This window comes from Nocardia wallacei (assembly GCF_014466955.1).
In the GTDB taxonomy this organism is placed as follows: Bacteria; Actinomycetota; Actinomycetes; order Mycobacteriales; family Mycobacteriaceae; genus Nocardia; species Nocardia wallacei.
In genome coordinates, this window is sequence record NZ_AP023396.1 from 1,962,278 (window position 1) to 1,979,953 (window position 17,676).

Consider the following 17,676-nt stretch of genomic DNA (forward strand, 5'->3'; position numbering starts at 1 on the left):
GAGGTCTGCAGCTGTTTGTGGGCGACCATGAGACCGACGGTGTGCTCGACCTCATGGTCCGGTTGACGGATGGGTCGGAGTTGCCAGGGTTCCGCGTCGCGAGGGGAGCGACCGCCCAACAGATATGGCATTCGATGTACAAAGCGGCGATCGAGTGCGGAAGGCAGGAAGGCCATGGCGTCGTGTGCGTCGCAGATTGCGGAAAGTAGTTCCTGATGACATTCAGGTCAGTACCGGAAGCAAGGCGAACCGTCAGCGAATTGTCGAGGCCCTGCGGATGCCTCCTCTGTCCGACGCGGACCGGGCACTCGCCAAATCCTTGCTGCGTAGTTTCGGACCCGTTTCGGACAATCGGCCGATCGCCGGGCCCACGCCCGCCGAGGTTGCAAGCCTGCGCGGTGAGGACGGCCGCCTCGGCGAACGCCTCCTCGAACGCGCATCCCCACGGATGGTCAGACTCACACCGCTCGCCGGAAGAGACCCGTCGCCGAACCCGTTCACACGCGGATACGCAGCCTGCGGACCTGTCGAAGTTGCCCGCGCTACCGGACCTGCTGTCGCCGGCCGCACGGAACGGCGATTGTTGTTCTGGGAACTCACCTCGTTGAACGGGCAATATGGGCCGTTCCAGTTCGCCTTGGCCAGCGCGCGCTATATCACTCCGGAACGCCCGATCCACTGGAAATTCCGAGGCGAGCTGGTAGACGGCATTTATGTCACGTTCCATGTGCTCAGATACCGGGAGGAATACCAGTCGGATTCCCTGGTGATCCGATTCGACAGCGCCGGGCGAATCGTCGTGTATGCCAGCTTCGACGACGCTCGAATTTACACCTCGGTCTGGACGAGTTTGGATAACTACTTCAGTCGGTAGGCCGAGCGAACCGAATTCTTCGCCCGGGCCGAGGCGAGTCCCTGGTTGCTGCCGGAGCACGCACGAAGTGGTATCGCGATTCGCCTCGCGCTATCGAGATATCGACCGAAAATCTATATCTGGGAGCAGCTGCTGTCTTCGGCCTCGATCTCGTCGGTCCTGCCGACCGTCGGCTGGTGACCGAGATGTTGAATCGGTTCGACGATCCCACCAAGGATGACTCCGCCCCGGCGGATCTCGCCGGCCTGCGGGGAGACTACCCGGACCTCGGTGCCGCGCCGCCACCCGGTCTACTCCTCGACGTGGTGGAGCCGGACAATGCACTTCTCCGCGATGTACTCGCTGGGCCACGCCAATACGGTCGGTACCGTGCGGACCTCACAGCCAAGTATCTGGCTGTCTGGGACGTTGTGCGGGATCCCGAAACCGGTATCCGCCGGTTCGTGGTAACCGTTCAAGGAATCAGGGTGCAGGGGGGCGTCTACGACCACGAGGGTCGCGACGTCGGCTTTTTCACGCACGATATCAAGCGCGATGAGGACGGCCGGATCATTGTCGAGGACGAGAACTACCTGACGTTGGGTGAGGACCAGACCGATCCGGAAACGCGTCTCGGCGCAGATTTCGACGATTACTATCGCCGCAGCGGAGATGTGGCGGAAGTTCGTGTCTACACCAGCGGTGCGCAGGCAGCCGCGACCGCAGCCGCAGGTTATGCGTGGAACCTCGATGCGATTTCCGGGATTGTCGCTTCGCTCGACGCAGCGGCCGAACAGTTGTACCGAACCTTACTCGGTCCGACCGGCAACGGATCGCGGCCTTACTGGAACGGTTCAAAGGCTCACCGGCCGACTGGCCTTCGCTGGCCGCGGTAGCGAGCCTCCGTGGGGGCACCGGCGATGACCTCGGCATCCGGTGGATGAGCAAAGTGCCATTCGACGGCATCCTGGAACTGCCGACCGAATCGGAGAGCTGAGGGGCCGTGGGCCTCACACTGTGACGGATACCGTTGCCCGCCTGGCGAATCGGGCACGCAGTCCGTCCGGCAGGAGCAGTGCGCGGGCGACCATCGGCGGCGCGGGATCGGCCACGGTGATGTCGTACTCACGGGCCAGGGTCCGTACCGCGACGGTGAGCTGACGCAGGCCGATGTGGTTGCCCGGACATATCCGCGGGCCGGCTCCGAACGGAAAGTACGCGTATCGCGTGTGTGGTGGGTTCGGGGTGAGCCATCGCCTGGGATCGAACTTTTCGGGTTCGTCCCACCAGCGGGAATCACGGTGCACCAGATAGGTGCAGAACATGACCTGCTCGCCGGGCCGGATCGCGATGCCGCCGACAGTGGTGGGCTCCCATACCTCGCGGCCCATCAGCCAGGTCGGCGGGTACATGCGCAGTAGTTCTCTGACGAACGCTTCCGCGTAGTCGTCGGAGTCCGTGGCCAGGCGGTGGGTGAGGTCGGGCCGCTGGGCGAGCGTGAGGACGGCCCAGGTGAGTGTCACACCCGGCTGGCCGAAGGAGGCCCGCAAGACCGCTTCGGCCATGGTGGTGGCTTCCCGCGGATTCGAGCCATCGGTCAGCAGCTTGCCGAGAAGGTCGTCTGTTCCCTTGGGCGACAGCGTCATTCGGCGCGCCGCGATCCGGTCGGCGAGCAGTTTCCGCAGCCGCGCGTCCACCCGGCGCAGTCGTCGCACCTTCGGTATCGGAAACCATGGCGGCACCCTGAGCGAACTGTCCATGAACACCTCGGACACCGCGACAGCGTCGGAAATCGCTTCGCCCAGGTCCGGGCCGATGGGGCCGAGGCAATAGTCGGCCAGGCTGCGGCCGGTGAATTCCTTCATGACCTGCCGCACGTCGACCTCGCGGCCCTCGGTCCGCGCGAGTGTCTGCCGGAGCATGTCGATCAGTCGCGGCTCGTAGGCGCGAAAGGCGTTGGGCGACAGGGCTCGCTTGGCACTCCTGCGTACCGCCATTCGGCCCGTCGTGTCGATACGGCGCGGCGGCCCGCCGAGCAGTCGCCCTTCGATGCCGAACTCGCGATTCGTACGGACGAAAAGTTCGTGAATGAGTGTCGGATCCAGGACGACGGTCGCCGTATCGCTGAACCTGAATACATCACCGTGCTCGTGTTGGCACTGGCGGAGAAATCCGATGCGGTCGCGCTCATAAGCCAGTCGGTTGCGCAGCGATGCCGACACCAGTCCTCCATTGCGAGACAAGGCATCCGGCGACCGTGAGTGGTCGCCGGACACTCGACGGTTCCGGTTACAGCCAGGTCCACCTGCCGCCCATGCGGCCGTCGTCCATGCGCAGCAGCCGAGCGGCCGCGGCGACAATGATCTTCGCCAATCCCATCACCTCCCACATGCGTCGATCGGGTTGCTGAGCCAGCGGATTCGGATCGTATCCCGCGCGAACCGCACTCCGGGTCGCTGCGGCCGGAGACGGTCGAAGACCGGCGATTCGACTGATACCGCAGGTGGTCTCGGCGGCGCACACTGGGCACGCCGGATACCGACTGATCGGTTGCTCGAGTCGGATCACAGGTTCGGCCAGATAACTCACAGTTAGATGAGGAATTCCGAAATGGAATGTGCGCATCCGAAATCCGCGCTCGTGGCGCGTCCCTTCGATTCGGCGGCCGTGGTCGGGCGTCAGGGTCAAATTCTCACCCCGTGCATCACGCACGATCGGTGTGGTACGACGAATATATCCGCAGGGCTGGTCAACATGCCGCCGGGGAAATCATCCAAGGCGCACTACCATGCGCGCTCGGAAATTATCGTCGTATGCACGGAGGGATATGCGGCGACTTTGATCGGACCCGACCTGATTCCGTACTTCCACGGTCCCGGTGAGTTCATGTACATCCCCGAAGGCGTCATCCACGTCGCCGTGAACCTCAGTCCGACAGCCTCCTTGGTCGCCGTGGAGATGCGGACGGATCCGGAATTCGACGACGACGTCGTGTTGTCGCCGGAATACGATATTCGCGCGCAGTCGGTGGCGAACGAGCTTCGTCACTCTCGTTTCGCGGCGGTGTAGGAGATGTCACCCGCCAGCTACAGCCGGGCCGCGGCGGCGGCCCGGAGTGGGCCGATCGATGAGATCTTCGCGATGCTGGCCCACCGGCCCGACATCATCTCCTTCGCGGTCGGATCGCCGGATACCGATCTGCTGCCGGTCGATCTGATGCCCGAACTCGTGCGAAGAGCGACTGCGAAGTACGGGCCCGCGATCCTTCAGTACGGTATGACCCAGGGGTTCGACCCGCTACTCGGACATGCCCGAGAACTCCTCGGGACACGCGGTATTTCCTGCCCCGGCAGAGCGATACATATCGCGACAGGCGGGTCGGGCGCCCTGCACAACCTCTGTATGGCATTGCTCGACGAGGGTGATGTGGTCCTGGTGGAATCGCCGACCTACGGGCCCGCCGTCAAGGGTTTCCGAAGCCACGGCGCGACTGTGCGCGAGGTGGCGTGCGACGAGTTCGGCATCGTGCCCGAAGCGCTGGCGGAGGCCCTGTCACCCGAGGTCGCCTTCCTGTATATGCTGCCGACCTTTCAGAATCCGACCGGTCGCACCGTACCGGCCGCGCGGCGGCAGCAACTCGCGGAGGTCGTGCTTCGCCGCGGCGCGCTGGTGATCGAAGACGACGTATACGCGGACCTGCGGTACCACGGTGATCCGGTACCCGCACTATGGTCGTACGCCCCGGAGAATACCGTCTACCTCACGTCGTTGTCGAAGACCTTCGCACCGGCCGTGCGGATCGGGATCGTCGTGCTGCCCGAGCGGCTGTCGGACCGCACGCTGGCGCTCAAACAGAATATCGATATGCAGACCTCGACATTCTGTCAGGCCGTGGCGACGGAATTTCTCGAGAGCGGTCATGCCCAAGCGCATCTGGCACGAATCATCGACACCTACTCGTCGCGGCTCGATACGCTCGTCACCGCGCTGGATCGGTATTTCTCACCCGAGTTCCGGTGGCGGAAGCCGGACGGCGGCATGTTCCTGTGGCTGGAGGGGCCACCGGGGTTCGACGCGGATATCGCTGTGCGTTCCGCGCTCGAACAGGGCGTCGCCTACCTGCCCGGCAGCGTCTTCTATGCCGAAGACGGCCTTCGCCATCGCGACACGATTCGCCTGAGCTTCGCCAACGTGGCCGATCGTGACATCGATCGTGGCATCAAGCGACTGATGGCGGTGTTCGAGGATCGCGGATGATCGCGGATCGGATCATCGACCTGCGATCGGACACCGTGACCAAGCCGACCGACGCGATGCGCCGGGCGATGGCTCGCGCTGAGGTCGGAGACGATTGGTACGGGGACGACCCGACGGTGAACCGGCTGCAGGATCGGGTCGCCGAACTCACCGGCAAGCCCGCGGCGGCGTTCCTGCCCACCGGAACCCTGTGTAATCAGATCGCCATGCACGCCTTCGTCCGCTCGGGGCATTTCGTCGTGTGCGAGGCGCGGTCTCATGTCTGCGGTATGGAATCGCATTCGTCCGCAGCGCTGTCCGGTATCGCCTTCCGGCGGGTCGAGGCGCGCAGTCACGGACAGCTCACGGCCGCCGATCTCGACCGCTCACTGGCACCGGATCCCTACGACGTGGGCGTTGTCGACCTGGTGGTGCTCGAGAACACCCACCAGCTCGGCGGCGGGTGGCCGATGCCGGTGGACGCGGTGGCCGCACTCGCCTCGGTGGCCGCCGCCCATCGCGTTCCGCTCTACCTCGATGGCGCTCGCCTGTTCAATGCCTGCGTGGCGACCGGCGCGACGGTCGCGGAGTACGCCGCACACGCCGACGCGCTGATGCTCAGCCTCTCCAAGGGCATGGGCGCGCCGATCGGCTCGGTGCTCGTCGGAGACACCGAATTCATTCGCGAGGTCCGCAGGCTGAAGATCCTGTTCGGAGCGGCCTGGCGGCAGGCGGGACTCGTTGCGGCCGCCGGGCTCGTCGCGCTGGACGAGGGCTACGACAGACTGGTTTCCGATCACGAGAATGCCGGGCGGTTGGCGTCGGGTATCGCCGAAATCCTTCCCGGCGCGGTCGATCCGACGGAGGTTCCGACGAATATCGTGTTCGCCGATGTCTCCGGTACCGAGTGGACGCCGCGGCAGTGGGTGGAGAACCTCGGATCCCACGGGATCCTGGCGACCTCGGTGCCGGGCCGGGTGCGCATGCTCACGCACCGCGACGTCACGACCACACAGATCGACTTCGTGCTCGCTACCTGGGAGCGACTGTTGTCCGGAGCGGGTACGGCGATCGAGGCGGTGCGGTCCGCGGATCGATGACCGAACCCGCGTCGACGATGCTCATCGTGGAGACTCGCTCATCGCTCGCATCGCCTCCGCGGTGCGGTCGTCGGCGGGGTTGAGCACATGGAGAAGGTGCAGCGGAGCGTCGACCGGACGAAATCGAACCGAATCGAACTTCAGTATTCCGTATTCCGGCAGCCGCATTCGTATTCCGCGCGTTGCGGCCGGTTCCGCGGTGTCGTGGCGCTCCCAGAGCGTTCGAAATTCGGGGCTGGAGGTGATGAGCGCATCCAGGAGGCTCTCGAAATAATGGTCTCCCATGAGTTTGACATGTGTGACCCGTAGCATCGCCGGCCACGTCGGTGCCAAAGTCTCCCAATCCGGATATTTGCTGCGGCGAACCGGATCCATGAAGAAGCGCCAGATATGGTTCCGGGCGAACCGGCCCTCGTATGCGTCGAATTCGAATACGCTCGCGGCCGGCTGATTGTATGCCTCGACATCCCAGTAGGGATCGAGGAGGATCGCGGGACCCGCACTGAAACCGTTGACGGTGTCCCGTATGGTCCGGTTGGCAACACGCGATGTTCCGGTCTCGTCGCTCGTCGGCAGATCGGCAAGGGAGAAAAGATAAGCCGTGTCGCTCGGTGTGAGACGCAGCGCCTTGGCGATCCGCCCCAGCGTATCCGGCGAGACACGAATATCACGGCCTTGCTCGAGCCAGGTGTACCAGGTGACTCCGACCCCGGCCAGCGCTGCCAATTCTTCGCGCCGCAATCCTGCGGTCCGCCTGCGCTGACCACCCGGCAGGCCGACCTCGTCGGGTGAAATCGCACCACGACGCGCCATGAGAAATCGGCGTATCTCACGACGCCTGGCGAGACCATCGTCTTCCGTGGCGTTCACCCGCACCTCTCCACTCGGCAATGCATCGATTACCTGAGCAGGGTAGCGGCTACGTAAGCCGAGGTCGGGCCGCGCCGATCGCCCGCGGTACGCCTGGTGCGACCGACAGGCGGGCACACAACCACCTTCTCCTCGGTGTTTGCCCGGCGCATCGCGGACTCGCGCGCGGCGTCCGGAGCGAACAAGACTAGCGATCCTACTGATTCGGCTACGGGCGACGGATCGGCGCCACCGTTGTAGGTTGTCCGTAACCATTGGCATCATCAACCGGAACTTATGCTGGTGTTATCACTACCAGCATAAGTTACTGACTTGTTCCGCTGTCCGCTGTTCCGCGAGGATCAGCTCAGGTATGGACTCGAGCAAGGAATATCATTTCGCCGAACCACCGATCACCCGCATGAATCGGGCTGATCGGCTCTTCTGCGTCCGGGTTCGCTCGCGGCCGGAGAACAATTCGTTTGCAGTCGGTGCGGTGGTGACCTGAATATCTTCTCTCGATCGATGAAGAACAGCTTTTCAGAATTTGCGTTTTCGAGCCCGATGACCGATACGGCCATTTCCTCCCCCGGCAAACTGTACGGACGCGACCGGGAGCGCGCGGCGTTGGCGGCCTTGGTCGGCCGTGCCCGCGCCGGCGAGGGCGGCTCGGCGATCGTCTCGGGAGAACCGGGAATCGGTAAGAGTGCGCTGCTCGACGACGCCGGAGACAACGCGGCGGGCATGCGAGTGATCCGGGTGCATTGTGCCGTGTCCGAAGCCGATATGGCATTCGCGACGCTCCACCAGCTACTCCTGCCCGGACTCGACCTGCTGCACTTTCTGCCCGAGCCACTGTCGGACGCGTTGCGTGCGGTGTTCGGACTGTCGGACGGCCGGGCACCGAACCCGCGCCCGGTCGGTTCGGCGACGTTGTCGCTGCTGTCGAGAATGGCGGGTGAGCGGCCACTGCTCATCCTGGTCGATGATGCGCACCGGGCCGACAGCGCCTCGATCGAGATCCTCGAGTTCGTGGTACGCCGTGTGCGGGCCGCGCCCATCGCGATGGTGTTCGCTGTGTGCCCGGAGGACGGCGGCCGATCCGTCCGCGGCGGCGAGGTGGAAGTGCGGCTGCGCGGGCTGGACCGGCCATCGGCTCGCGAACTGCTCCTGGACCGCCTCGGCCGGAGACCGACCCCGGCGCAAGAGCATGAGGTGTTGACAGCCGCGGGCGGAAACCCGCTGGCTATCAAGGGGTTTCCGGTGGTGCGGCCGCTCATGGGCCGGCCGCTGCCGATCGCGGAAAGGTTGCGACTGGCGTTCGCGCGCCGCGTCGCACGCCATCGCGAACCGCTGCGGCAGCTGTTGCTGTTGATCGCGGCGGAAGGTGAATGCTGCTGGAACGTACTATGTTGCGCGGCAACCTTGTTCGAGCCGGATCTCCGACCACAGCAGGACTGGCTCGTGACGCTCGACGATCTGATCGTGGTGGACGGCTCGACGGTGGGTTTCCGCCACCCGCTCGTTCGCTCGGCCGTCTACTACGGTGCCGCGCCTTCGGCTCGCAAGCGCGCACACCGGGCGCTCGCGGCTGCCGACGGCGCCGATGTCGTGCGTCGAGCCCGGCACCTCGGGCAGTTCGTGGAGGGACGCGACGAGGCCGCCGCCGAGGAGTGTGAGCGAGCGGCCCGCATCGCCGCCTGTTCGAGTCCCCTCACCGCTGCCGTGCTGTCGGACCGTGCGGTGGAACTCGGCGAACTACGGGCGGCGCGGCCCCGGCGGCTCGTCGCGTCCGCGACCGCGTGGTGGCGCGTCGGGGACTTCGACCGGGTGGAGTCGGCGCTGGCGTGCATCGACGGCGCCGATCTCCGCGACGGGACCACGCGCCTGCGGGTGATGTGGTTACGCGCGGCGATGGAACTGCGGTTCGGCCGACCGGCCGATGCTGTCGCGATGGTCCGCACAGTTCTGGACACCGCGGTGAAAGCTCCTTTGCAGCAATCGATTCCACTGCTGCTCCTGCTGCAGGAGGCGTGTTCCGCGACGGTCGGGCGGGACGAGTTGTCCGACGTGATGGATCGGCTGCCGCTCGCCGGCTCCGGCGAAGCCGACCTCCTCGGCCGGATGGTGCGCGGCTGCTGCCGGGTCCGGGAAGGCAAGGATCCCGGATTGCATCCCGGTGATGTGGCGGCAGTCGAACAGTTGACCGATCCCGGCCTGTTGTCCTGGGCGACCGGGGCGGTGTGGGAGTTGGGGCACCGGGCGCGGGCGCGGCGCCTGAGTCGATCGGCGATGCGGCAGGCGCGGCGCCTCATGACGCCGGTCTACCTGGTGTCGGCATTGCGCCACGCGGTCGACCACGAGTCGGCGAGCGGGCATTTCGACGCCGCCGAGGCACTCGCCGAGGAAGGTCTTCAGGTGGCAGAGGCGACCGGGCAGCGCAACGCGATTCTCGGCTTTCGCGGCTGCCTCGTTGTGCTGGCGGCGCTCCGTGGTCGAGAGTCGCAAGCCTTGCCGTTGGCGCGCGAGCTGATCGCCGATGCGCTCAGCCAAGGCGTCCCCGATGCCGTCATCGCGGCCCGGCGCGCCTTGGGCCTGCTCGACCTGGCCGCCGGACGACCGGAGCAGGCGCTGGTGCACTTCGGTCCGCTCGTCGACGGTGCCTACCGCGCTCCGGCCATGGCCGATGTGCCCGATCTGATCGAGGCGGCGGTGCAACTGGACCGGCCCGACCTGGCTACCGAGCCGCTGGCGCTGTTCACCCGCTGGGCGAAGGCCACTGCGGCGCCGGAGTCGCAGGCTCTGGCCGCTCGGTGCCGTGCGTTGCTCAGTCCTGCCGATGTCGCGACGACCGAGTTCCTCCGGGCCGTGGCACTGCACGAACGCGGAGACCAACCGCTGGAGACGGCGAGAACCCTGCTGCTGTTCGGCAGGCATCTGCGGCGCAGACGTCGCCGCTCGCAGGCTCGCACGCCCCTGCGAGCGGCTCTGGCGGGTTTTCACAGCCTGGGCGCGACGCTGTGGGCCGAGCGCGCCCGAGACGAATTGCGTGCCATGGGGGAAACCGTGAACTCCCGTGCCGCCGGGCGTATGTCGGCGCTGACTCCACAGGAGTTGAGAATCGCCACCGCCGTCTCGCAAGGTAGCACCAACCGCGATATCGCGGCACAGCTGTTTCTGAGCCATCGCACGGTCGACCACCATCTGCGGAAGATCTTCCGGAAGACCGGCGTCGGCTCTCGCGCGGAACTCACCCGGCTGGTGCTGACCGACAATGACGGCGATGCGAACTCCGAGAGCCGAGAACCATAACCGGTCGACGCACCGGCGGCGAGACACTGTACGGCCGGACGTGAGGGGGCTCGCCGATAGCTACCTGCAGGCAACAAGTTCTCGTGCTGGTTTTGCTGAAGATGTTGTACTGCAACGTCTTCCGGTATGGTCCCCTGGCGTGCCCACACAACGAATGTCAGGCCGTCCGGTCGCGGGCGGGGAGGGACACGGCGCGGCGTCGCACGCGGGGGGTACGCGTTGAGCGAAACAGATTCGGGTGTGCGGGGCGAATCGGCCGCGCACGGGTTCCCGGTCTCGGCGACCGGCACGCGTGTTCGGCTGGATACGCCCGCGTTCGCGGCGGATCCGCACCGCGTCTACGCGGACATGCGGCGTCACGGCCCGCTGGTACCGGTCGAGCTCTCCCCGGATGTGCCGGCGACGCTGGTGATCGGTTACCAGGTGGCCGTGCAAATCCTCAACGACGAGCAGCATTTCCCCGCCGATTCCCGCCGTTGGGAGAACAACGCCGCACCGGGCTGTCCGTTGCTGCCGATGCTGGGTTATCGCCAGAACGCGCTGCGCACCGCCGGCGCCGAGCACGAGCGGTACCGGCGCACCGTCATCGCGGCGTTGGAAACCGTTGACCTGCACAAGGTTCACGACGCGGTCGCGCGCGCCGCCGAGGCCCTGATCAACGGCTTCTGCGAGCGCGGCGCCGCCGATCTGCGGATGGACTACGCGTTTCCGCTGACCTTCCGGGTCCTCGGTGAGCTGATGGATTTCCCCGAAGACGCCGCGGCCGCGGCGTACGAGGGGATGGCCGCGATGCTGGAGGGCGTGGGTGCCGAGGAGGGGCAGCAGCGTTTCGTGCAGGCTCTGATCGGAGTGGTCCAGCAGAAGCAGGCCGAGCCGGGCGACGATCTGACCTCACAGCTGCTGAAGCATCCGGACGGTCTCGATCTCATGGAGATGGTCAATCAGGCCGCGCTGCTGTTCTCGATGGGCACGGAGCCGACCTGCAATCTCATCCTCAACGCATTGCTGCTGTTGATGACCGATGAGCAATACGGCGGAGAGGTCCTCAGCGGCGCCATGGCCACCCGGGACGCCATCGATGCCGTGCTGTTCGAAGACCCGCCGCTGGCGAACTGGTGTGTGAGCTACCCCAGACAGCCCCAGCTCGTGGGCGATACCTGGCTACCGGCCGATGAACCGGTGGTCATCAGCCTGGCCGCGTGCAACAACGATCCCGTCGTCGCGGGTGGTGACCGCAGAGGTAACCGGTCACACCTGGCGTGGGGCGCCGGTCCGCATGCCTGTCCGGCCCAGCCCCTCGCCCTGACGATCGCCTCGCAGGGCATCGACCTGCTGCTCGACGCGCTGCCGGATATTCGCCCGCAATTCCCTGCGCGACAACCGGATTGGCGGCCGGGGCAGTTCCACCGCGCCTTGGCGGCGCTACCCGTCCGATTTCCGCCGTGCCCGCCGATGCGCCTCGTGTGATCGATGAGGTAGGACAACCGGCCCCGCGCGGGATGTCCGTCGAGTGACCGCACGGTCGCTGAACGACGAACGCGCGCAACGGTATTCCGCTAATCTGCAATTCGCGGCGGCCTGGACGGCCGTAGCGTGCGCCGATTCGATGAAAGGCAGGTCCACGATGACAATGACCTCGGAGCAGTCCGCGTTCGCGAGCGGGCAGGAGGCTCGCGAGATCGACGCGGTCGTTGTCGGAGCTGGATTCGCCGGGCTGCACATGCTGCACAAGTTGCGTGAACTCGGATTCTCGGTGCGGGTGTACGAGGCCGGCGGCGGACTCGGCGGCACGTGGTACTGGAACCGCTACCCGGGCGCGCGTGTCGACGTGAAGAGCATGTACTACAACTACTCCTTCGATCCGGAGCTCGAGCAGGAGTGGGAGTGGACGGAGAAATTGCCGCCGCAGCCGGAGTTGCTCCGCTACATCGATCACGTGGCGGATCGTTTCGATCTGCGCAAGGACGTGCGGTTGCACACCCGGGTCACCGCCGCGGTCTACGACGAATCCGCGGCGCGGTGGCGGATCACGACCGATCGGGGCGAGGTCGTCTCGGCGCGGTTCGCGATCATGGCGACCGGCTGTCTGTCGGTGCCGAAGCGGGTGGAAGTTCCGGGCATCGAGACATTCCGGGGCCGCAGTTTCCACACCGGCGAATGGCCCGAGCACGACGTGGATTTCACTGGTCGGCGGGTAGCGGTGATCGGCACCGGTTCCTCTGGGGTGCAAATTGTTCCGCTGGTCGCCGCGGCCGCCGAGCAGCTCACCGTGTTCCAGCGGACCGCGAACTATGTTCTGCCCGCCGGTAATCACCCGATCGATCCCGAATACCAACGCGAGATCAAGTCTCGCTACCGCGAGGTGCGCACGGCGAACCGGGAATCGTCGTTCGGCATCGCGCAGCCCGAGCCCACCAAGGGGGCGCTCGAGGTGAGCGAGGAGGAGCGAAACGCCTTCTACCGCAAGGTGTGGGAGGACAAGGACAGCGAATTGGTCAGCATGCTGGTCGGATTCACGGACCTGCTCGCCGATGAGGCCGCCAACGAGACCGCCGCCCAGTTCATTCGCGACCGGATCGCGGAGATCGTGACGGATCCGGCTGTCGCCCGGCTACTTCAGCCCTCCGGTCTGTTCGGCGTCAAGCGCCCGGTGCTCGGGACGAACTATTACGAAACCTTCAATCGTCCCAATGTCCGGCTCGTGGACGTGCGCGCGACCCCGCTCACACAGGTGACCGCCTCCGGCCTCGAGACGACGGCGGAGAGTTTCGAGTTCGACGACATCATCTACGCCACCGGATTCGACGCGATGACCGGTGCGCTGGCCGCGATCGACATTCGCGGCCGGGATGGTGTGTCGTTGCGGGAGAAGTGGGCCGCCGGTCCTGTCACCTATCTCGGTCTCGCCGTGGCGGGTTTCCCGAATCTCTTCACGCTCGCGGGCTCGGGCAGCCCCTCGGTCCTGTCGAACATGATGGTGTCCATCGAGCAGCACGTCGACTGGGTGGCCGACGCGATCGTCTCGATGCGGTCCAGAGGCATCACGACCATGGAGGCCCGAGTCGACGCCGAGCAGGGCTGGACCCGGCATGTCGGCGAAGTAGGCGATATGACGCTCTATCCGAAAGTCGACTCCTGGTACGTCGGATCGAATGTGCCCGGCAAACCGAGGGTGATGTACGCCTATATCGGCGGCGTCGGAGCATACCGGGAGAAATGCGACCAGGTCGCCGCCGCCGACTACGAAGGTTTCACCCTGACACAGTGACCGAACCGCCGCCGCCAAGTCCACTCCTCTGGGTTCGGGGGATTCGCGGTTGATGTCGCTTCTGCCCCGGCCGAACCGAGTTCGGCCGGGGGCAGGGCTACGCGGGGTTGGCCGGGGAGAGTTCGGGTGGGCTCCAGCGGAGCGGGCCGGCGTGGGGGATCGCTATCACCTCGGTGATGTCGAACTCGATGGCGCATTGCGCTCCGGGTGCGGAACCTGTTTCCGTCCAGAGGATTTCGGCTGTGCCGGTGAGTTGCAGGGTGGCTCCGGTGCGCCAGTCGGGGATCAGCAGGCCGCAGCGCGGGTCGGTGAGTATGTTGCCGAGGGTCATGAACATGGAGTTGCCTCGGTAGTCCGGCCAGCGCAACCGGGACGGTGAAAGCACCTGCAGGAAACCGGGATTGCCGCCGCGATGCGAGGCGTCGGCGTTGCCTTCGGCATCGACGGTTCCGATGAAGAACGTGTCGGTGACCGACAGCGCCTGCTGCTGCGCGGTGTCGAGTGTCGCGGAGTGCCGGGCCGGGCCGGGAACGGTCGGCTGGAACTCTGTGATCGACCGCCGGGAGATGTATTTCGGGCAGTTCGAATACACCTGGTCGGTCGCGATTCGAATCCCGGCGGCCGTCGGTTCGGCGGTGCCGTTCACTCGCATTCGTCGGCGGCGCTGCGGTTGCAGCGCGATCAATCCCACCTTGCGCCGGCCGCGCAGCGGTTCGGCCAATGGGTCTCCCGGGACCGGATGCGCGTCCACGGACACCGTGCGCGCGTCCTCGGCGTGTGCGAAACCCGGGAGACCGACTATCTGGCTGGTCCAGATCCGGCCCGCGTCGTCGGCCGCCGCCAGGACGACCATCGGCTGTTCGGCCAGGAACGCCGCTGCCGCGCCGGGGATTTCGGGACTGATGATGCGTCCTACCCGGCCGGCGCTGTCGGCCTGGCCCATGCGCCGCTGCACGGCCAGCTCACCGGCGTGGAATACAGAGGTCACCACGACTCCGGATCAGAAGAAGCCACAGGTCGGCGCCGCACCGCTCGGCGCGGGGGCCGATTCGGCGCCACCGGGCGCGTAGACCTCGAGCCGGATGCCGTCGGGATCGCTGAAGAAGATGCCGCCGGAGGCCGCGCCCTCACCGTGCGCGACGACGCCATCGTGCGCGAATGTCACCGCGAGGTCCTTCAGCACCGCCTCCACCTCGCGCACCTGCTCGATGGTATCGACCTGAAACGAGAGATGATGCAGCCCAGGAGTTTTCGCCGAGAACTCACCGTCGCTCTGCTGCCACAGGGTCAGCTGGAGCCGTCCGTCGGCGCCCAGGAAAGCGAAGCGGTGCGCGCCGTCGCCACCGCCGAGCTGCTCGAAACCCAATGCGCGCCGGTAGAACTCGACGGACCGATCCAGATCGGTGACGTTCAGGCCGATGTGGCCGGTGGCGAGCTGCGGTGTGGTCATGGCGATCCTCCGTAGATGTAACCGTCAAAGTTGATTTTGACAGTTATGAAGCTACGGCCACCCGCACTGTCCGTCAACCCCCGAAACTGATTTAGAGGGTTAGTATGTACCGGTGGCACCGTGCACGGAAGGAGATGGTTAACCTCAGGCATGCGCGACCCACGCCCGCACGTCGGCGAACCGCTCGCCGTCGACCTGCTGAACACGCGGTGGATGTCGGCGGACGGTCCGCGGGACCTCCTGATCGACTGTGATGGCCTGCGCTGCTGGCTGACCGCGAACGATCTCGCCGATCGTTGCGTGCCCGACGAGCGCACCCGGCAGGCGCTGTTGTCCGCCCGCGACGCGATTCTGCGCACGGTGTGCGAGGACGATGCCGAGGAGCTGAACCGGATCCTCGACCACGGCCGCATCCGTCGCGTACTCACCGATACCGGGCCTGCCGAACACCCCGACGTGCCGCGGCCCGAATGGCTGGCCGCCTGGCTGGCCGCGGACAACCTGCTACACCTGCTGCGCGAGCGTCCCGGTCGCATCAAACAGTGCGCGCATCCGCAGTGCGTCCTGTTCTTCTACGACACCTCGAAGAACGGCACCCGCCGCTGGCATTCGATGGCTGCCTGCGGCAACCGAGCCAAGGCCGCCCGTCACTACGCCAAGAAGTCCTGAGCTCGGCTGGCGAATTCGCAGCGAAAAGTTAAGTGCCACAGGCTACCCGGTGGCTGGAGCCTCGTGGTCGGGAAGCTTGATCGCGGAGACGTACATCTCGAGAATCGGCCGGTAGAGGTCGAGGGTATCGAGTTGGCTGGCCAATTCGACGGCGTCGGTGGTGGCGATGAGGACGTGGGCGAAGGTGAGCGGCGGGATCGAGAGCGTGGCGCCGATGCGGTCGAGTCCTTCGGCGACGAAGTTCGCCAGGGCCTGCGCCACCTCGGATCGCTTGGCCGCCACTCGTTGTCGGGCTTCGGGGTTGCGAAGTAGATACAGCGTGAACTCGTGGCCCAGAGCGGCCTGGCCGGCCCCGCGTTCGTCGCTGAGCCGGCGCCAGCGCCGGGCGATCTCGTCGAGTTCGCGCGCCCCGACCTCGGTCGCCGCGGAGATCACCTCGGAGAAGGTGTCGAAGTAGCGGCGCCAGTAGCGATCGTTCACGGCCAGGAAGAGGTCTTCCTTGGCGGTGAAGTGCTTGTAGATGGCGCCCTTCGTGTAGCCGGCCGTGCGGGCGATGTCGTCGAGAGTCGCTGACATGAAGCCTTTTTCGGCGAAGACCGCCTCGGCGGCATCCAGCAGCAACGATCGGGTGTGCTCGAGGCGCCGCTCCACAGTCCACCGCTCAACCATGCCCGGAGTCTACCAACAGAATCCGAGCGACCCATTGGATGCTGAGATACCCATTGGTATATTGGCGTGAGCCGTGCTGCGACGATCGAGAAGGAGACGGTGTCATGAGTGGACCGTCGGACAGCAAGACCGCGACCCAGTCGGCGGGTGACGTGGCCGCATTGGGCACCCAGGTTCGATCGCGGAGCAAGCCGGTGCGCATCTGGGCGGCGCTCGGTGGCCTGATCCTGGCCTTCCAGCTGTACGTGTGGATTCGATGGGTCACGGGCCCGTATTTCGAGCGGGTGCCGGCCGGACCGAGCGATCCGCCGACCTTCATGAAGGCGATCCTGACCACGTGGACGGCGGTGATCATCGTCGGTCTGCCGGTGGGGATCTATTACTTCATCGTCCGGCCCTGGCGGCGGGAGCGGCGCATCACGCTCGACGGAATGCTGCTGGTGGCGTGTGGTCTGCTGTGGTTTCAGGATCCGCTGCTGAACTACTTCAACACGTGGAGCACATACAACACGTGGATGTGGAATATGGGCTCGTGGGTGCTGCACGTCCCGGGCTGGCGGTCCTACGGGGAACCCGGTCACATGATGGCCGAGCCCATTCTGATGAACGCGCCGGGCTATTCCTACGGGGTGCTGCTGTGCACGATCCTGGGCTGCTGGATCATGCGGCGCGCCAAGGCGCGCTGGCCGCGGATCAACAACTACGGATTGATCGGCGTGCTGATCGCGTGGACCTTCGTCTTCGATTTCGTCATCGAGGGCCTGTTCCTGATGCCGATGGGGTTGTTCACCTATCCCGGCGCCATCAAATCGCTGTCGATCAACGCCGGCACCTATTACCAGTGGCCGCTGTACGAGGGACTGATGTGGGGCGGTGTGCAGGCGGGGCTGTGCGCGTTGCGCTATTTCACCGACGACCGGGGACGGACGTTCGTCGAGCGCGGGCTGGAGCGGATCCAGGGCGGATTCGTCAAGCAGCAGCTCACCCGGTTCCTCGCGATCTTCGCGGCGTGCAGCGTGTTCTTCTTCGTGTTCTACAACCTGCCCGCGCAATGGTTCGGCATGCACGCCGAGTCCTGGCCCGAGGACATCCAGAAGCGCTCGTATTTCGACATGGGTATCTGCGGTGAAGGGACGGATCGGCTGTGTCCGGATCCGGTGCTCCCGATACCCGGCAACGACACCGGCTACATCGATCCCAACGGCCGACTCGTCCTGCCCGAAGGCGAAGAGCTGCCGAAAATCGTTCCGTTCGACCGGGAGAACTGACC

15 protein-coding genes are annotated in these 17,676 nt (G+C 65.7%); 10 read left to right on the forward strand and 5 right to left on the reverse strand.

All coding sequences use genetic code 11. The features are described 5' to 3' along the window. Positions 1-277: 277 nt before the first annotated feature. Together NWFMUON74_RS08830 and NWFMUON74_RS08835 are read left to right on the forward strand one after the other, a co-directional pair. Entirely contained in the window at positions 278-874 is a 597-nt protein-coding gene (locus NWFMUON74_RS08830) for a hypothetical protein (RefSeq protein WP_187687347.1), read from the forward strand. Between the two features lie 176 nt (positions 875-1,050). Continuing rightward, positions 1,051-1,749 (forward strand): hypothetical protein, encoded by a 699-nt coding sequence (locus NWFMUON74_RS08835; RefSeq protein ID WP_187687348.1) that lies wholly within the window; start codon positions 1,051-1,053, stop codon positions 1,747-1,749. Between the two features lie 114 nt (positions 1,750-1,863). On the opposite strand, the gene NWFMUON74_RS08840 is transcribed toward NWFMUON74_RS08835, so the two are convergent. Further along, positions 1,864-3,075 carry a cytochrome P450 gene (locus tag NWFMUON74_RS08840; protein WP_187687349.1) on the reverse strand — a complete coding sequence of 404 codons (1,212 nt, stop codon included), beginning with the start codon at positions 3,073-3,075 and terminating at the stop codon, positions 1,864-1,866. Positions 3,076-3,463: 388 nt separating this feature from the next. On the opposite strand from NWFMUON74_RS08840, the gene NWFMUON74_RS08845 reads away from it, so the two are divergent. From NWFMUON74_RS08845 to NWFMUON74_RS08855, 3 genes are read left to right on the forward strand one after another with little or no spacing between them, the layout of a single operon-like run. After that, entirely contained in the window at positions 3,464-3,922 is a 459-nt protein-coding gene (locus NWFMUON74_RS08845; RefSeq protein ID WP_187687351.1) for a cupin domain-containing protein, read from the forward strand. A gap of 3 nt (positions 3,923-3,925) precedes the next feature. Further along, on the forward strand, positions 3,926-5,110 hold the full coding sequence (locus NWFMUON74_RS08850; protein WP_187687352.1) for an aminotransferase-like domain-containing protein: 1,185 nt from the start codon (positions 3,926-3,928) through the stop codon (positions 5,108-5,110). Continuing rightward, entirely contained in the window at positions 5,107-6,189 is a 1,083-nt protein-coding gene (locus NWFMUON74_RS08855) for a threonine aldolase family protein (protein ID WP_197986991.1), read from the forward strand. The genes NWFMUON74_RS08850 and NWFMUON74_RS08855 overlap by 4 nt, the downstream gene beginning before the upstream one ends. 21 nt (positions 6,190-6,210) lie before the next feature. On the opposite strand, the gene NWFMUON74_RS08860 is transcribed toward NWFMUON74_RS08855, so the two are convergent. Further along, complete coding sequence (locus NWFMUON74_RS08860; protein ID WP_187687353.1) at positions 6,211-7,059, reverse strand: helix-turn-helix transcriptional regulator; 849 nt, start codon at positions 7,057-7,059, stop codon at positions 6,211-6,213. 543 nt (positions 7,060-7,602) lie between these two features. Between NWFMUON74_RS08860 and NWFMUON74_RS08865 the strand changes: the two genes are divergently transcribed. From NWFMUON74_RS08865 to NWFMUON74_RS08875, 3 genes are all read left to right on the forward strand, one after another. Then, positions 7,603-10,350 carry an AAA family ATPase gene (locus NWFMUON74_RS08865; protein WP_187687354.1) on the forward strand — a complete coding sequence of 916 codons (2,748 nt, stop codon included), beginning with the start codon at positions 7,603-7,605 and terminating at the stop codon, positions 10,348-10,350. 219 nt (positions 10,351-10,569) lie between these two features. Next, a complete protein-coding gene (locus NWFMUON74_RS08870) occupies positions 10,570-11,817 on the forward strand; it encodes a cytochrome P450 (RefSeq protein ID WP_187687355.1) in 1,248 nt (415 codons plus the stop codon). A gap of 157 nt (positions 11,818-11,974) precedes the next feature. Continuing rightward, positions 11,975-13,618, forward strand: a complete 1,644-nt coding sequence (locus tag NWFMUON74_RS08875; RefSeq protein ID WP_342213539.1) for a flavin-containing monooxygenase — start codon at positions 11,975-11,977, stop codon at positions 13,616-13,618. Between the two features lie 97 nt (positions 13,619-13,715). Here NWFMUON74_RS08875 and NWFMUON74_RS08880 read toward each other — a convergent pair whose 3' ends face one another. Then, positions 13,716-14,561, reverse strand: a complete 846-nt coding sequence (locus tag NWFMUON74_RS08880; RefSeq protein WP_187689025.1) for a pyridoxamine 5'-phosphate oxidase family protein — start codon at positions 14,559-14,561, stop codon at positions 13,716-13,718. A gap of 57 nt (positions 14,562-14,618) precedes the next feature. Next, positions 14,619-15,068 (reverse strand): VOC family protein, encoded by a 450-nt coding sequence (locus NWFMUON74_RS08885; RefSeq protein WP_187687356.1) that lies wholly within the window; start codon positions 15,066-15,068, stop codon positions 14,619-14,621. 150 nt (positions 15,069-15,218) lie between these two features. On the opposite strand from NWFMUON74_RS08885, the gene NWFMUON74_RS08890 reads away from it, so the two are divergent. Then, the gene (locus NWFMUON74_RS08890) at positions 15,219-15,737 is read left to right on the forward strand and encodes a CGNR zinc finger domain-containing protein (protein ID WP_187687357.1); all 519 of its coding nucleotides are present in this window, start codon (positions 15,219-15,221) and stop codon (positions 15,735-15,737) included. A 42-nt stretch (positions 15,738-15,779) separates the two neighbouring features. Here NWFMUON74_RS08890 and NWFMUON74_RS08895 read toward each other — a convergent pair whose 3' ends face one another. Beyond that, positions 15,780-16,406, reverse strand: a complete 627-nt coding sequence (locus tag NWFMUON74_RS08895) for a TetR/AcrR family transcriptional regulator (protein ID WP_187687358.1) — start codon at positions 16,404-16,406, stop codon at positions 15,780-15,782. 104 nt (positions 16,407-16,510) lie between these two features. On the opposite strand from NWFMUON74_RS08895, the gene NWFMUON74_RS08900 reads away from it, so the two are divergent. After that, on the forward strand, positions 16,511-17,674 hold the full coding sequence (locus NWFMUON74_RS08900) for a spirocyclase AveC family protein (RefSeq protein ID WP_187687359.1): 1,164 nt from the start codon (positions 16,511-16,513) through the stop codon (positions 17,672-17,674). Positions 17,675-17,676 lie beyond the last annotated feature (2 nt).